The 13,144-nt window shown below is 71.3% G+C and carries 13 protein-coding genes; 4 read left to right on the top strand and 9 right to left on the bottom strand.

Translation table 11 applies throughout. The features are described 5' to 3' along the window. The 5 genes from lpxK to C8P66_RS07970 all read right to left on the bottom strand — a co-directional run bounded on the left by lpxK (position 1) and on the right by C8P66_RS07970 (position 5,278). The gene (lpxK, locus tag C8P66_RS07990) at positions 1 to 990 is read right to left on the bottom strand and encodes a tetraacyldisaccharide 4'-kinase (protein ID WP_111397704.1); all 990 of its coding nucleotides are present in this window, start codon (positions 988 to 990) and stop codon (positions 1 to 3) included. Positions 991 to 1,096: 106 nt separating this feature from the next. After that, positions 1,097 to 2,617, bottom strand: a complete 1,521-nt coding sequence (locus C8P66_RS07985; protein ID WP_245903318.1) for a 3-deoxy-D-manno-octulosonic acid transferase — start codon at positions 2,615 to 2,617, stop codon at positions 1,097 to 1,099. Next, positions 2,614 to 3,321, bottom strand: a complete 708-nt coding sequence (locus tag C8P66_RS07980; protein WP_111397703.1) for a lysophospholipid acyltransferase family protein — start codon at positions 3,319 to 3,321, stop codon at positions 2,614 to 2,616. The genes C8P66_RS07985 and C8P66_RS07980 overlap by 4 nt, the downstream gene beginning before the upstream one ends. A gap of 109 nt (positions 3,322 to 3,430) precedes the next feature. Further along, on the bottom strand, positions 3,431 to 4,459 hold the full coding sequence (locus C8P66_RS07975) for a glycosyltransferase family 4 protein (RefSeq protein ID WP_245903317.1): 1,029 nt from the start codon (positions 4,457 to 4,459) through the stop codon (positions 3,431 to 3,433). 15 nt (positions 4,460 to 4,474) lie between these two features. Beyond that, positions 4,475 to 5,278, bottom strand: coding sequence for a UDP-2,3-diacylglucosamine diphosphatase (locus C8P66_RS07970; protein WP_111397702.1), 804 nt, complete (start codon positions 5,276 to 5,278; stop codon positions 4,475 to 4,477). A gap of 178 nt (positions 5,279 to 5,456) precedes the next feature. Here C8P66_RS07970 and C8P66_RS07965 point away from each other — a divergent pair, with 178 nt between their 5' ends. Continuing rightward, positions 5,457 to 6,353: a diacylglycerol/lipid kinase family protein gene (locus C8P66_RS07965; RefSeq protein ID WP_158537150.1), complete on the top strand. Its 897-nt coding sequence runs from the start codon at positions 5,457 to 5,459 to the stop codon at positions 6,351 to 6,353. A 29-nt stretch (positions 6,354 to 6,382) separates the two neighbouring features. Here C8P66_RS07965 and C8P66_RS07960 read toward each other — a convergent pair whose 3' ends face one another. From C8P66_RS07960 to C8P66_RS07945, 4 genes are all read right to left on the bottom strand, one after another. Continuing rightward, on the bottom strand, positions 6,383 to 7,360 hold the full coding sequence (locus C8P66_RS07960; RefSeq protein ID WP_111397700.1) for a TIM44-like domain-containing protein: 978 nt from the start codon (positions 7,358 to 7,360) through the stop codon (positions 6,383 to 6,385). A gap of 77 nt (positions 7,361 to 7,437) precedes the next feature. Further along, entirely contained in the window at positions 7,438 to 8,349 is a 912-nt protein-coding gene (locus C8P66_RS07955) for an EamA family transporter (RefSeq protein WP_111397699.1), read from the bottom strand. Beyond that, positions 8,349 to 9,491, bottom strand: coding sequence for a mandelate racemase/muconate lactonizing enzyme family protein (locus tag C8P66_RS07950; RefSeq protein ID WP_158537149.1), 1,143 nt, complete (start codon positions 9,489 to 9,491; stop codon positions 8,349 to 8,351). Before C8P66_RS07950 ends, C8P66_RS07955 begins: the two co-directional genes overlap by 1 nt. Before the next feature lie 10 nt (positions 9,492 to 9,501). Next, entirely contained in the window at positions 9,502 to 10,536 is a 1,035-nt protein-coding gene (locus C8P66_RS07945; RefSeq protein WP_245903315.1) for a Bug family tripartite tricarboxylate transporter substrate binding protein, read from the bottom strand. A gap of 146 nt (positions 10,537 to 10,682) precedes the next feature. On the opposite strand from C8P66_RS07945, the gene C8P66_RS07940 reads away from it, so the two are divergent. From C8P66_RS07940 to C8P66_RS07930, 3 genes are read left to right on the top strand one after another with little or no spacing between them, the layout of a single operon-like run. Further along, the gene (locus C8P66_RS07940) at positions 10,683 to 11,726 is read left to right on the top strand and encodes a flagellar motor protein MotB (RefSeq protein WP_111397697.1); all 1,044 of its coding nucleotides are present in this window, start codon (positions 10,683 to 10,685) and stop codon (positions 11,724 to 11,726) included. A 10-nt stretch (positions 11,727 to 11,736) separates the two neighbouring features. Then, on the top strand, positions 11,737 to 12,603 hold the full coding sequence (gene motA, locus C8P66_RS07935) for a flagellar motor stator protein MotA (protein ID WP_111397696.1): 867 nt from the start codon (positions 11,737 to 11,739) through the stop codon (positions 12,601 to 12,603). A 31-nt stretch (positions 12,604 to 12,634) separates the two neighbouring features. Beyond that, a complete protein-coding gene (locus C8P66_RS07930) occupies positions 12,635 to 13,057 on the top strand; it encodes a PaaI family thioesterase (protein ID WP_111397695.1) in 423 nt (140 codons plus the stop codon). Positions 13,058 to 13,144 lie beyond the last annotated feature (87 nt).

Raw genomic sequence — 13,144 nt, 5'->3', positions numbered from 1 at the left:
TCAGGCCGGGATCGGCACCCGCGCCGCCAGGGGGTCGAGCAGCGCCTCGATCCGCGCCGGCTCCTCCCAGGCCAGGGTAACGGTGACCACGGTGATCCGGCTGCGGAAGGCGGCGGGGACGCGCACGATATCCTTGCGCGTCGTCACCGGCACGGCGCGCAGGCGCTCGGCCTCGGCTAGCAGGCTTTCCATGTCGCCGGCATCGAAGGGGTAGTGGTCGGCGAAGGGCACGCGCCCCGCGATCACCGCCCCCGCCTCCTGCAAGGTGGCGAAGAATTTCCGCGGATTCGCCACGCCGCAGAAGGCGAAGACCGGCGTGCCGGACAGCATCGCCGCCTCCGGCCCCGGCACCAGCCGGGCGCGCAGCACCGGCAGGCCGGGCGGCAGCCGCGCCAGGGCGCCGGTCTCATCCTCGCCGATCAGCACGGCGGCATGGCTGCGGGCGGCGGCGGCCTCGGGCGGTTCGCGCAAGGGGCCGGAGGGGATCACCCTGCCATTGCCGAAGCCGAAGCCGCCATCGATCACCAGCAGCGAGAGATCCTTCACCAGGGTCGGATTCTGCAGCCCGTCATCCATGATCAGCGCCTGGGCGCCGGCCGCGATCGCCGCCTGCGCGCCCTTGGCACGATCGGCCGCGACCCAGGTCGGGCGCACATCGCAGAGCAGCAGCGCCTCATCCCCGACATCGCGGCTGTCGTGCCGCGCGGGGTCCACCCGCAGCGGGCCCTTGTGCCGCCCGCCATAGCCGCGGGTAAGGAAGGCGGCGGCGATGCCGCGATGGGCGAGGCGCTGGCCGATATCCAGGGCCAGCGTGGTCTTGCCGGCACCGCCGGCGGTGGCATTGCCGGCGCAGATCACCGGAACAGGCGCGGTCCAGCCCGGCAGCGCCACGCGCCGCGCGGTCGCACCGGCATAGATTGCCGCGATGGGCGAAAGCAACAGGGGCAGAAGTCCCCCACCGGTCCCGCTCCAGAAGTCGGGGGCCCTCATCGGCGCGATCTTTCCCTTCCGTCATCCGTCGCGCGGCAGCGGTGCTGCGGCGCTTCAAACCCCAGAGTGGCTTCCGTTCGCTTACGCTCACTTCAGCCGCTCTGGCCTATTGTTTTGCCGCATTTTCCGAGTCGTCGGGCGAGGCCGCCTGACCTGAAAATGCCTGACCTGAAAATGCCTGACCTGAAAATGCCTGACCTGAAAATGCCTGGCCTGAAAATGCCTGGCCTGAAAATGCCTGGCCTGAAAATGCCTGGCCTGAAAATGCCTGGCCTGAAAATGCCTGGCCTGAAAATGTTCTGGCCCGATCCCCAGGCTGGGCCAGGGGCACGGGCAGCCAGCCCAAGATCTCGGCAGCCAATCGCTCCGGCAGACCGGCGGCATCATCGGCGACCGCCACAGCGGCGGCCGATAGGGCGGCCGCGCGACCCGCCCCGGTTAGCACGCCGATCGCGGCCGGGGCCAGCGCCGCCGCATCGGGCACCTGGATCGCCCCGCCCAGCGCCAGCAGCCGGGCGGCGACCTCGGCGAAATTCTCCATATGCGGACCGAACAGGATGGGGCAGCGGAGCTGTGCCGCCTCCAGCGGATTATGCCCGCCCTTGGGCACCAGGCTGCCGCCGATCACCGCCGCCTGGGCCAGGCGGAACCAGATCCCAAGCTCCCCCATGGTATCGGCGACCCAGACCGACCCAGCCCCCGACCCAGCCCCCGGCCCGGCCCCCGGCCCCTGCCCCAGCGCGCGCCGGGGCGCGCCCCCGGCGGCGGCGGCGACCTCGGCCCCGCGGTCGGGATGGCGCGGCACCAGCAGCAGCAGCAGATCGGGCAGCGCCACGCGCAGGGCCGGCAGGGCGCGCAGGATCAGCGCCTCCTCGCCCGGATGGGTGCTGGCGGCGAGCAGCACCGGGCGGCCGCCGAGCAGGCGGCGGGCCTCGGCCAGTGCCTCCGGGTCGGCGGGCAGCGGCTCGGCGGCGGCCTTGAGGTTGCCCCAGGCGACCACCCCGGCCGCACCCAGCCGCCGCAGCCGCGCCGCATCCGTGGCGGTCTGCGCCGCCACCAGCCGGAAGGCGCCGAACAGGCTGGCGGCGAAGCCCGGCAGCCGCGCCCAGCGCCGCCCCGAGCGGGCCGACATCCGCGCATTCACCAGCCCGAGCGGGATGCCGCGCGCCGCGGCGGCGGCGATCAGATTGGGCCAGATCTCGCTCTCGACGAAGACCGCCGCATCCGGCCGCCAGCCATCCAGGAAGCGCGCGACCCAGCCCGGCACATCCAGCGCCAGGAAGCGGTGCCGGCTGCGCGCCGCGAGATCGGGCGGCAGCCGCGCCGCCAGCATCGCCGCCCCGGTGACGGTGGCGGTGGTGATGAGGAACCGCGCCTCCGGCCGTGCCCGCGCCAGGGCGCCCAGCAGCGGCAGCAGGGAGAGCGTCTCGCCCACGCTGGCGGCATGCAGCCAGATCAGCAGCCCCTCCGGCCGGTCGCAGCCGAAGCCGCGGCGTTCGGGCAGGCGGGCGGCGATCTCCTTGCCGCGCCCCGCGCGGTAGCGCAGCCAGAGCGGCAGCAGCGGCGCCGCCACCATCGCAGCCCCGTGCCAGACCCGCGCCGCCAGGCTTGTAACTCCCCCACTCACGCCCGCTTCACCCAGGCATCGGCGGCGTCGCAGGCGGCGGTCAGCGCGGCCTCGATCGCCGGCAGCATGGCCTCGGCCCCATCGCGCGGCACCGCGATCGGCGCACCGCAGACCAGCACCCCCCGGCCCCAGGGCAGCGGCAGCACCATCCGGTCCCAGGAGCCCAGGGTCCGGGCGTGGCTGGTCGCGGCGGCGCAGGGCAGCACCGGCACGCCCGCGACCGCGGCAAGCTGCGCGACCCCGAGGGCCGCGACCCGGCGCGGGCCGCGCGGCCCATCGGGGGTGATGACCAGGGCGCCGCCCTGCCGCAGCAGCCGCAGCGCCTCGCGCATGCCCGCGGCCCCGCCACGATCGCGGCCGGAGCCGGCGCGGGTGGTGGAGCCATGCACGGGGACCAGCCCGAATCGGCGCACCACATCGGCGATGAAGCGCCCGTCGCGGGAGCGGGAGACCATCACATGGAAGGGCCAGGACCGGCCGGCGGGCACCTGGTCCCGCGCCGTGGTCCAAAGCCGCGGCATCAGGGCCAGGCGCTCATGCCAGAAGGCGGCGATGACGGGCCGCGCCTCACGCGGGAAATCCAGGACATGCTCGGCGCCGAGCAGGGTCCAGCGCGTGGTGCGATAGACCAGCGCGAGATAGGCGCCGATCAGGCGCGCGCCGGTCGCCGCCACCACGGGGTGCCGCAAAAGCCGCTTCAGCATGGGCAGGGAGCAATCACGTCGCCCGCCCTAGCACGGGCAAGGCCCAGGGCACGAGAGGCCCGGACGAGCGGCTGGGGGACGAGAGGCTGGGGGACGAGAAGTCGGGCGGCTACCGGACCGGGACCAGCGCCGCGCGGAACCGCGCGGCGCATGCGGCCCAGGAGAAGGTTTCCGCATGGCGGCGGCAGGCGGCGCGATCCGCGCCCAGCGCGCGCAGGCAGGCGGCGCGCAGATCCTCGTCCAGCGCCCCCACCGGGACATCGGCGATCACATCGATCGGCCCGGTCACCGGATAGGCCGCGACCGGCGTGCCGGTGGCCAGCGCCTCCAGCAGCACGAGCCCGAAGGTGTCGGTGCGGCTGGGGAAGACGAAGACATCGGCATGGGCATAGGAGGCCGCCAGCACGCCATTGTCGCGGTAGCCGGTGAAGACGGCCTCGGGGAACTGCTTTTCCAGCGCCGCGCGCTGCGGCCCGTCGCCGACCACGACCTTGGTGCCCGGCAGGTCCAGTTCCAGGAAGGCGGCGATGTTCTTCTCCACCGCCACCCGCCCGGCATAGAGGAAGATCGGCCGCGGCAGGTCGCCATAGGGATCGGCGCCGCCCGGCTTGAACCGCTCCAGATCCACCCCCCGCGACCAGGCGACGAGGTTGCGGAAGCCATGCCCCTCCAGCGTGCGGCCGAGCGAGCGCGTCGCGACGAAGACACCCTGCCCCGCCGCATGGAAGCTGCGCATCACCGCCCAGGACCAGGAGCGGGGAATGCCGGTGCGGGCATGCAGATACTCGGGGAACATGGTGTGGAAGGAGGTGGTGAAGCCGAAGCCGAGCCGCAGGCACAGGCTGCGCGCCGCCCAGCCGAGTGGCCCCTCGGTCGAGACATGGATGGCGCAGGGGCCGAAGTCGTCGATGATCTTCGCCAAGCGCCGCTTCGGCGCGATCGCGAGACGGATTTCCGGGTAGCCGGGCATGGCGATGGAGCGGAAGCGGTCGGGGCCGACCACCTCCACCGTGTCGCCACCGGCGCGCAGCTCGTTGGCCACCGTCTCCAGCGTGCGGACCACGCCGTTCACCTGGGGCTTCCAGGCGTCCGACACGATCAGGATACGCTGCGGCGGGCCCGGCAGCCGCTCAGGCAAGAGGATGCACCAGGGTCACGCGGTCGCGGGCTCGGCCCGCCGCGGGGCGCGCAGGAAGGACAGCCGGTTCTCCTCCGCCCAATCCACCAGCGCGAAGCGCCCATCGGCGTGCTCGACCAGCGCGGTGCAGGATTCCACCCAGTCGCCGTCGTTCATGTACATCAGCCCGCCGACGTCGCGCATCTCGGCGTGGTGGATATGGCCGCAGATCACGCCATCGAGGCCACGGCGCCGGGCCTCGTTGGTCAGCGCGCCCTCGAAGCGGTCGATCGCCTTCACCGCTTCCTTCACCTGCCGCTTCAACCACTGCGACAGCGACCAATAGGGATAGCCGAGGCGGCGGCGGGCGAGGTTGAACCAGCGGTTGGACCAGAGCGCCCAGTCGTAGGCCCAGTCCCCCAGCAGGGCGAGGAACTTGGCGTAGCGGATCACCCCGTCGAACTGGTCGCCGTGGATGACGAGGTAGCGGCGGCCATCGGCGGTCACATGCACCGCCTCATCCTGCAACCGCACGCCGGCGAATTCATGGCCGAGCCAGCTTCGGAACATCTCGTCGTGGTTGCCGGGGATGTAGAAGATCTCGGTGCCGTGCCGCGCCATGCGCAGGATCAGGCGGATGACCTCGTCATGGTCGGCGTCCCAGTACCAGGACTTCTTGAGCCGCCAGCCATCGACGATGTCGCCGACCAGGTAGAGCTTGTCGCACTCGATATTCTTGAGGAAATCCTTGAGGAAATCGGCCCGACAGCCTCGCGTCCCGAGATGCACGTCGGAGAGGAAGACGCTGCGGTAATGGCGCTTGGTATCGGTGCGGTGCATGTCCCGTCCGTCGCTCTCGCCGGGCCCGCCGGCTGGCCCCGAATCGACTCGGGGGGCAAACGGGCCGGCGCGTTGCCGTTGATGTCGGGGAGGTAACGCGCGAAAGCGGCAAATGGCGTGAATGCTCAATGACGTATCTTTCGATTTTGAAATGTCACATCTCCGACCTGAGTCTGTCATGAACAGGCCCTATCGCGCCTTGCGAATGCTGATCGTCTTCAATCCGACCGCCGGCGCGCGGCGTCGTCGCCGGCTTGCGGAGGCATTGCGCGCGCTCGCCATCGCGGGCGTGGTCGCGCGCGTGGCCGAAACCGGCGCGCCCGGGGATGCGCGTCGCTTCGCCGCCGAGGCCGCCGCGGCGGGTGAGACGGCCGTGGTCGCGGCCGGGGGCGATGGCACCATCGCCGAGGTCGCGGCGGGGCTCGCCGGCAGTGCCGCGACCCTCGGCATCCTGCCCTTCGGCACCGCCAATGTCCTGGCGCTGGAACTGGGGCTGCCGCTCGGCCCGGCCCAGGCCGCGCGGGTGCTGGCGGCGGGGCAGCGGCGGCTGGTCTGGCCAGGCATCGCCCGCTTCGCCGATGGCAGCAGCCGGCTGTTCGTGCAGATGCTCGGCGCGGGCTTCGATGCCGCGGTGGTGGCGGGGCTGGATCTGCGGCTGAAGCAGCGAATCGGCCGCGCCGCCTATGTCTGGCAATCCGCCCGCGAATTATGCCGCTACGGCTTCCCGCCGATGACGGTGACCTTGGATGGCGCGGCCTTCCAGGTCGGCAGCGCGATCGTCACCAAGGGGCGGCTTTACGCCGGGCGCTTCCTGCTGGCCCCGGCGGCGCGGCCGGATGCGCCGGGGTTCCAGGTGGCGCTGTTCCATCATGCGGGGCCGTGGTCGGCCGCGCTCTACGGGGTGGCGCTGCCGCTCGGGCTGCTGTCGCGCATGCCGGGGGTGGAGATCCGCGCGGCGTCGCGAATCGAATTCGCCGGGGCCGGTATCCCGGTCCAGGCGGATGGCGATGCGGTGGGGGAGGTTCCGGTCAGCGTGGCGGATGCGCCGGGGCCGATGCAGGTGCTGGTGGGATAGGGACGGGCTTTCGCCCGCCCCTTGAACCCTCAGCTGCTCTGCTGGATCGCCGACAGGCGCCACTCGCCGCCGTCACGGCGGACAAAGGTCCAGAGTTCCGTCGCGGTCTGCCGCACGGCCGGATCGCCCTCCACCACCACGCCATCGGCGATGCGGGTAGTGACGTCGATCAGGGAGAAGCGCATGGCGACGGTCGCATACTCGTCGCGCCCCTCGGCCCAGGCCTCGGCCAGATCGCCCTTTTCCAGCGCCACGTCGCGGGTCTGGTTGGCCCAGCCACGCGCGGTCAGGTCGCGCAGGTCGTTGGCGAAATACTCGGCCATCTCATGGGTCGCGATGCGCTCCAGCGTGGCCGCGTCCCGGCGGCTCCAGGCGGCGTTCACCTCGACCAGCAGGCGCTGGAAGGCCTCGAAATCATTGGGGAGGATCTCGACGACGCTGCTCGGGCCCATCCCCGCGCCCATCGCCGGGCGCATGCCGCCACCCGGCTCCATCATCCGCGCCATGCCGCTGCGGGGCATGCTGCCCGAGGGGCCGCCGGCCATCGCCGGGCGTGGCGCGGAGCGGCGCAGCAGACGCATGACCAGGAAGATGGCGCCGCCGATCAGCGCGACCTGCAACAGGAAGCCCATCATCCCCGCAAGGCTGCCGAGGCCGCCCAGGAAGCCCGAGCCGCTCAGCATGCCGAACAGCCCGGCCCCCAGCAGGCCGCCGGCGATGCCGCCCATCAGCCCACGGCCGAAGCCGCCGGAGCTGACCGGGCCTGCCGCACCGGCCACACCCGGACGGGGCGCGCTCGGCTGGCTCAGGGTGCGATCCATCGGCTGCGCCTGGCGCGGCGCGGTGGTGGTGGCCGGGGGTGCCGAGAAGCTGCGGCTGCCGCGGCTGCCCGAGGAGATCCCGCCGCCCGGACGCGCATCGGCGAAGGCAGGAGCCAGCACCAGCGCCAGTGTGGCGAAGGCTGCCAGCAGGCGAGCGGTTCGGCGTGGGCGGCGCGGCGTGGACATCGAGTTCTCCAGGCAATTCTTTCTTGGAGGTAATATAGTGCAAAGAATCCAGATTGCGAGCCGCAAACTGTTGCGATTCACCGCCCCCCCAGCACCAGCACCACGCCCGCCACCACCAGCAGGGCGCCGATCACATCCTGCCGCTTCCAGCTCTCATTCAGGTAGAAGCGGCTGAACAGCAGGGTGAAGACCATCTCGCTCTGCCCCAGGGCGCGGACCAAGGCGACCGGCGCCAGCGCGAAGCCGGTGAACCAGCAGGCCGAGCCCAGCGCCGAGAGCGCGCCGACCTTCATGCTGATCCGCCAGCTTGCCAGCACCCTTGTGGCCTCGGCCGGCTCTCGCCAGAGCAGCCAGCCGCCCTGCATCACCGTCTGCATGATGTTGATGACGACCAGCACCAGCAGCGCCCGCAGCACCGGATCGGGGTGGTCCAGCCGCAGATTGGCCGATTTGATGATGACCGCGGTCAGCGCGAAGCCCGCCCCGGCGGCCAGCCCATACATGGCGGCGGGCTGCCGGGTCGCCTCCCACAGGCTCGCCGGCGTCATCGCCCGCCCGGCCAGCGAGAGGTAGAGCACCCCTGAGATCCCGACCGCGATGCCGCCCCAGGACAGGGGCGACAGGTTCTCGCCCAGCAGCACCAGCGCCAGCACCGCCGCCTGCATCGCCTCGGTCTTGGCATAGGCGGTGCCGACGGTGAACCCGCGCGAGCCGAAGGAGGCGATCAGCGCATTGGTGCCGAGGATCTGCATCAGCCCGCCGCCGGCGCAAAGCGCGAGGAAGACCGGGTCGCCGATCGCGGGCGGGCTCTGGCCCGTCACCCCGGCATAGCCCGCCAGCAGCAGGCCGCCCACCGGCACGCCATAGAGATAGCGCGTGACCGCCGCGCCATTGACCGAGAGCATGCCCCGCAGCCGCTGCTGCAAGGCCGTCCTCCAGGTCTGGAACAAGGCCGCGGAGAGAGTGACCGCGATCCAAAGAGGGATCATCAGCCCAACCGCGGATCGAGCCAGGGTTTTTGGGCCGCGATCCAGGGCGAGGTGGCCGCCCAGGCCTCGTCCAGCATGACGCCGAGGCCCGGCCCTTGCGGCAGGCTGGCGCTGCCCGCCCGAAAATGCAGGTCATGGCCGGGCGCGAAAGAGAAGAAGCGCTCGGTCTCGCCGAACTGCACCTCCAGCGGCAGCAGGTTCGGCAAGGTCGCGCAGAGGTGCAGCGATTGCGCGTGGCAGACCGGGCCGGTCGGGTTGTGGGGCGCGATCTCCACCCCCCGGGTCAAGGCAAGGGCGGCGATACGACGGATCTCCTCATGGCCGCCCGCGTGCTTGATGTCGGGCATCAGCACGTCATGGCAGCCGGCTTCGATGATGTCGGCATAGGCGGCCAGGCCGCAGAGGGATTCCGCCCCCGCCAGCCGCATCCCCCGGTCGTTGGCCATATGGCGCAGGCGGCGGGTGGCGGCGTGATTGGCCTCGGCGACCGGGCATTCCAGCCAGAACAGCGCATAGGGCGCGACATCCCGGACCAGGGCCGCCGCGCCCCCGGGGCTGAAGCGCCAGTGGCAATCGACCATCAGCGCCACATCGGGGCCGATGGCCTGCCGCACGGCGGCGATGCGGGCGATGCCCTCGGCATAGGCGGCGCGGTCCGGCTCCTCCCAGATATAGGGGTCGAAGGGGGCCAGTTTCACGCCCGCGAAGCCGGCGGCGACGGCGCGCAATGCGGCGGCGGCGAAGCCCTCCGGGCTGCGCGGCGAGACGCCGCGGTTGATATTGGCATAGAGCGGGATCGTGTCCCGCAGCGCCCCGCCCAGCAGGCCGTGGATCGGCAGGCCCGCCGCCTGGCCCGCCAGATCCCACAGCGCCTGCTCGAAGGCCGAGCGGACGGTATGGGCCATCAGCCCGCCCGGGGCGTTGGGCAGCAGCCGGCAGAGCCGGTTGCGGTCCCCGGTGTTCTGGCCGCGCACGGAGGCGGCCAGACGCACCGCCTCCGCCGTCATCAGGGCTTCCTGGCCGGCCAGGGTGCATTCGCCCCAGCCGATGCGGCCCTCGCTGTCCTCGACGCGGAGGAAGGACCAGTTGGTCCGGGGGGTCACCGCGACCCCTAGGAAGGTGACTTCGGCGATGGTGCTCATTCGGCCCGGCTCATTCAGCACGAATGTCGCCGCGCTGGGCCACATCCCTCCATTTCGCCACATCCGCCGCGATGCGGGCGGCGAACTCGTCGGGGGTGGAGGCGACAAGCTGCCCGCCCAGGAGTTTGACGCGGTCGGCGATCATCGGGTTGGTGGCGATCTTCTGGACCGTTTCATGCATCCGCGCCACGATCGGCTCCGGCGTGCCGAGGGGCGCCAGCAACCCGTTCCAGGCCATGGTCTCGAAGCCGGGGTAGTCGCTCTCATCCAGGGTCGGCACCTCCGGCAGTTCCGGCCAGCGGGTCAGGCTGGTGACGGCCAAAGCCGCGATCTCGCCACGGCGGATGAAGGGCATGACGTTCACGAGGTTGACGATGGCGACCGGCGCATCGCCGGTGATCAGCCCCTGCGCCAGCGCCGGGGTGCCGCGATAGGGGATGTGCAGGGCCACGAAGCCCGCGCGCTGGCGGAACAGCTCCATCGACATATGGGCGGAGGAACCGACCCCGCCCGAGCCATAGGCATAGCCATCGCCCCGCGCCTTCAGCATCGTGACGAGGCTGGCCACGTCCGAGACCGGGAAGGTGCTGCGGTTCACCACCAGCACATTCGGCCCCGCGACCAGCATCGAGATCGGCCGGAAGCCGGTCACGAGGTCGTAGGGCAGGTCCTTGTAGATCGCGGCATTGATGCCGTTGGAGCCGGCATTGCCGATCAGGAAGGTATAGCCGTCGGGCGCCGCGCGCCAGGCGGCCTCGACCCCGATGCGGCCGCCGGCGCCGGGGCGGTTGTCCACCACCATGGGCTGGCCGAGCATCGCCTCGAACTGCGGCGCCAGCAGCCGGGCGGTGATGTCATTGCCATTGCCGGGGGCGTCGGGGGCGATCAGCCGGATCGGGCGGTTGGGCCAGGGCGCTTGCGCCAGGGCCGGGGTCGCCAGCGCGCCCAGGGCCAGGCCCAGGGCCGCGCGGCGTTTCATCGCCGGGTGCGGCTCCATCCCCGGGGCCTCCACCGCCAGGGCCGGGACGCCGCTCGTTTCGGGCATTGCTCCTGTCTCCCTTTCCGCCGCCATGCGCACGAGGCTGCGTGGCGAGGGGGCCTGCGTCAACGGGCCGCGTTAGCCGCGGATTAAGCGCGCCGCGGCTAACTGCCTGAAGAGCGCCGGCAGGACGCCGGACAGAGGCGATACCCATGGCGAAAAAGGGCAAGGGCGATGGCGTCACCATCGTCATCAAGCGCGAGGAGGTGGTCGAGGGCGGCCACCACGGCGGCGCGTGGAAGGTCGCCTACGCCGATTTCGTGACGGCCATGATGGCCTTCTTCCTGCTGATGTGGCTGCTGAACGCGACGACCGAGGAACAGCGCCGCGGCCTCGCCGATTACTTCGCGCCGACCAATGTGCTGGGGCGCAGCACCACGGGTTCGGGCGAGCCCTTCGGTGGCCGCACGCCGAATGAGGCGGGCGAGATGGCGAGCACCACCGGCGCCATCCGCGTCGAGCAAGGCCCGCGCCCCGTGGTGCAGGATGTCGAATACGAGGACGACACCGAGGTCGCGATCCGCCCCGTCCCCCGCCGCGACGGGCCCGAGGGCAGCGAGGACGCCGAGGCCCGCACCACGCAGCGGCTGGAGGGGCCGGAGGGCGAGGCGACCGAGGCCCAGCCGCTGCAACGGCAAGGCGAGGCCGCCGATCTGCGGAACCAGACCGATGCGGCGATCCGCGCCGAGGCCGAACGCCGCGACCGTGCCGCGCTGGAACATCTGGCCGGGCAGTTGCGCGACAGCGTCGCGGCCGACCCGGCCCTGGCCGATCTCGCGCGCCAGATGATGGTGGAGCTGGTGCCGGAGGGCTTGCGCATCCAGTTGCTGGATGCGGACCGCCAGCCGCTCTTCGCGCTTGGCAGCGCCGTGGCCAATGATCGCGCCCGGCTGCTGTTCCAGCGCGTCGCGCAGATCATCGCCCCCGTGCCGAATGCGGTCGCCGTCACCGGCCATACCGATGCGACGCCCTTCCGTGGCCAGGACCGCAGCAACTGGGACCTCTCGGCGGATCGCGCCAATGCGGCGCGGCGGCTGCTGACGGACAGCGGGGTGGAGGAATCGCGGCTGCGCTCGGTCGCCGGCATGGCCGATCGCGATCCGCTGCTGCCGGCCGACCCCACCGCCGCCGCCAACCGGCGCGTGGCCATCACGTTGCTGCGGCAACCCCCGCCGCCAGGGACCATGCACCGATGAGCCGCATGCCATGACCACCATCGGGGGCCTGGTCTTCCTGCTGCTCACCGTCTTCGGCGGCTACACCATCGCGGGCGGCAAGTTCGACATCATCATGCATTCGCTGCCGCATGAGATGCTGAGCATCGGCGGGGCCGCGATCGGCGCCTTCGTGATGTCGAACTCGATGCATGACCTGAAACACACGCTCGCCTCCTTCGGCAAGCTGCTGAAGGGCTGCCGCTTCCACCGCGCCGACTACGTCGATCTGCTGTCGCTGCTCTATTGGTTCGTGCGCCTGGCGCAGACCAAGGGCGCGATGGCGCTGGAAGCGCATATCGAGAAGCCGGAGGACAGCACCGCCTTCCAGAAATTCCCCAAGATCGCCGGCGACCACCACGCCATCACGCTGATCTGCGACTATTTGCGCATGGTCGGCATGAACGCCGACGACCCGCACCAGATCGAGGATGTGATCGGGCGCGAGTTGAAGAAGATCAAGGAGGAGGAGATGCACCCCTCCCACGCCATGCAGAATGTCGCGGACGCCCTGCCGGCACTCGGCATCGTCGCCGCGGTGCTCGGCGTCATCAAGACCATGGCCTCGATCGACCAGCCGCCGGCGGTGCTCGGCGGCATGATCGGCGGCGCGCTGGTCGGCACCTTCCTCGGCGTGCTGCTGGCCTATGGGATGATGGGGCCGATGGCCGCGCGGCTGAAAGGCGTGGTGGAGGAGGAGTGCAAATACTACGAGGTCATCCGCGCCGTGCTGGTCGCGCATCTGCACGGCAATGCGCCGCAGGTCGCGGTCGAGACCGGGCGCAAGGTCGCGCCCACCCACAGCATGCCGAGCTTCCAGGACCTGGAATCCGCGCTGCAGGAGTTGCAGATCGCTTGACGCGGGAAACCGGGCCGGGCAACCGGGTTGCATGCTCCACGAAGATCCCGCGCACTCGCCCTTCCACGACCTGCTCGGCCTCACGCTGGTCGATTGGGAACAGGGCTTCGCCCGCATGGCCTGCGAGGTCGGGCCGCAGCACTTCAACCGCAGCGGCATCGCCCATGGCGGGCTGATCCTGTCGCTGATCGACCAGGCGGCCGCCTTCTCCGGGCTGCATTGCACCGTGCCCGGCAATCTGCGCCGCGCGGTGACGGTGGATCTGGATTGCCGCTTCACCGGCCAAATCACCGCCGGCCGCGTCACCGCCGAGGGCCGCATCGTCACCGCCGGGCGCAGCCTGTTCTTCTGCCGCACCGAGGTCCTGGACGCCGCGGGCAAGGTCGTCGCCTTCGGGGCGAGCACGCATAAGTGGCGCAAGGGCAGCGAGAATCCGGAAGGCGTGGCGCCCTGACCTGGAGAAGCGGGAGGGCTTGCCCTCCCACACCCTCCCACCAGGAAACCGAGTTTCCTGGGCCTTCCCCATTGCCCATAAATCAGC

This window comes from Humitalea rosea (assembly GCF_003253705.1).
In the GTDB taxonomy this organism is placed as follows: domain Bacteria; phylum Pseudomonadota; class Alphaproteobacteria; order Acetobacterales; family Acetobacteraceae; genus Humitalea; species Humitalea rosea.
Note: the sequence above shows the minus strand (reverse complement) of the source record. Positions and strands in the feature narration are given on the sequence as shown.

Excerpts from the sequence above, each read along its gene's own strand:
- C8P66_RS07950 (WP_158537149.1), bottom strand. The coding sequence starts at position 9,491 with ATGAGCACCATCGCCGAAGTCACCTTCCTAGGGGTCGCGGTGACCCCC.
- lpxK (WP_111397704.1), bottom strand. The coding sequence starts at position 990 with ATGAGGGCCCCCGACTTCTGGAGCGGGACCGGTGGGGGACTTCTGCCC.
- C8P66_RS07960 (WP_111397700.1), bottom strand. The coding sequence starts at position 7,360 with ATGTCCACGCCGCGCCGCCCACGCCGAACCGCTCGCCTGCTGGCAGCC.
- C8P66_RS07965 (WP_158537150.1), top strand. The coding sequence starts at position 5,457 with ATGAACAGGCCCTATCGCGCCTTGCGAATGCTGATCGTCTTCAATCCG.
- C8P66_RS07940 (WP_111397697.1), top strand. The coding sequence starts at position 10,683 with ATGGCGAAAAAGGGCAAGGGCGATGGCGTCACCATCGTCATCAAGCGC.
- C8P66_RS07955 (WP_111397699.1), bottom strand. The coding sequence starts at position 8,349 with ATGATCCCTCTTTGGATCGCGGTCACTCTCTCCGCGGCCTTGTTCCAG.
- C8P66_RS07980 (WP_111397703.1), bottom strand. The coding sequence starts at position 3,321 with ATGCTGAAGCGGCTTTTGCGGCACCCCGTGGTGGCGGCGACCGGCGCG.
- C8P66_RS07970 (WP_111397702.1), bottom strand. The coding sequence starts at position 5,278 with ATGCACCGCACCGATACCAAGCGCCATTACCGCAGCGTCTTCCTCTCC.
- motA (WP_111397696.1), top strand. The coding sequence starts at position 11,737 with ATGACCACCATCGGGGGCCTGGTCTTCCTGCTGCTCACCGTCTTCGGC.
- C8P66_RS07945 (WP_245903315.1), bottom strand. The coding sequence starts at position 10,536 with ATGCCCGAAACGAGCGGCGTCCCGGCCCTGGCGGTGGAGGCCCCGGGG.
- C8P66_RS07930 (WP_111397695.1), top strand. The coding sequence starts at position 12,635 with ATGCTCCACGAAGATCCCGCGCACTCGCCCTTCCACGACCTGCTCGGC.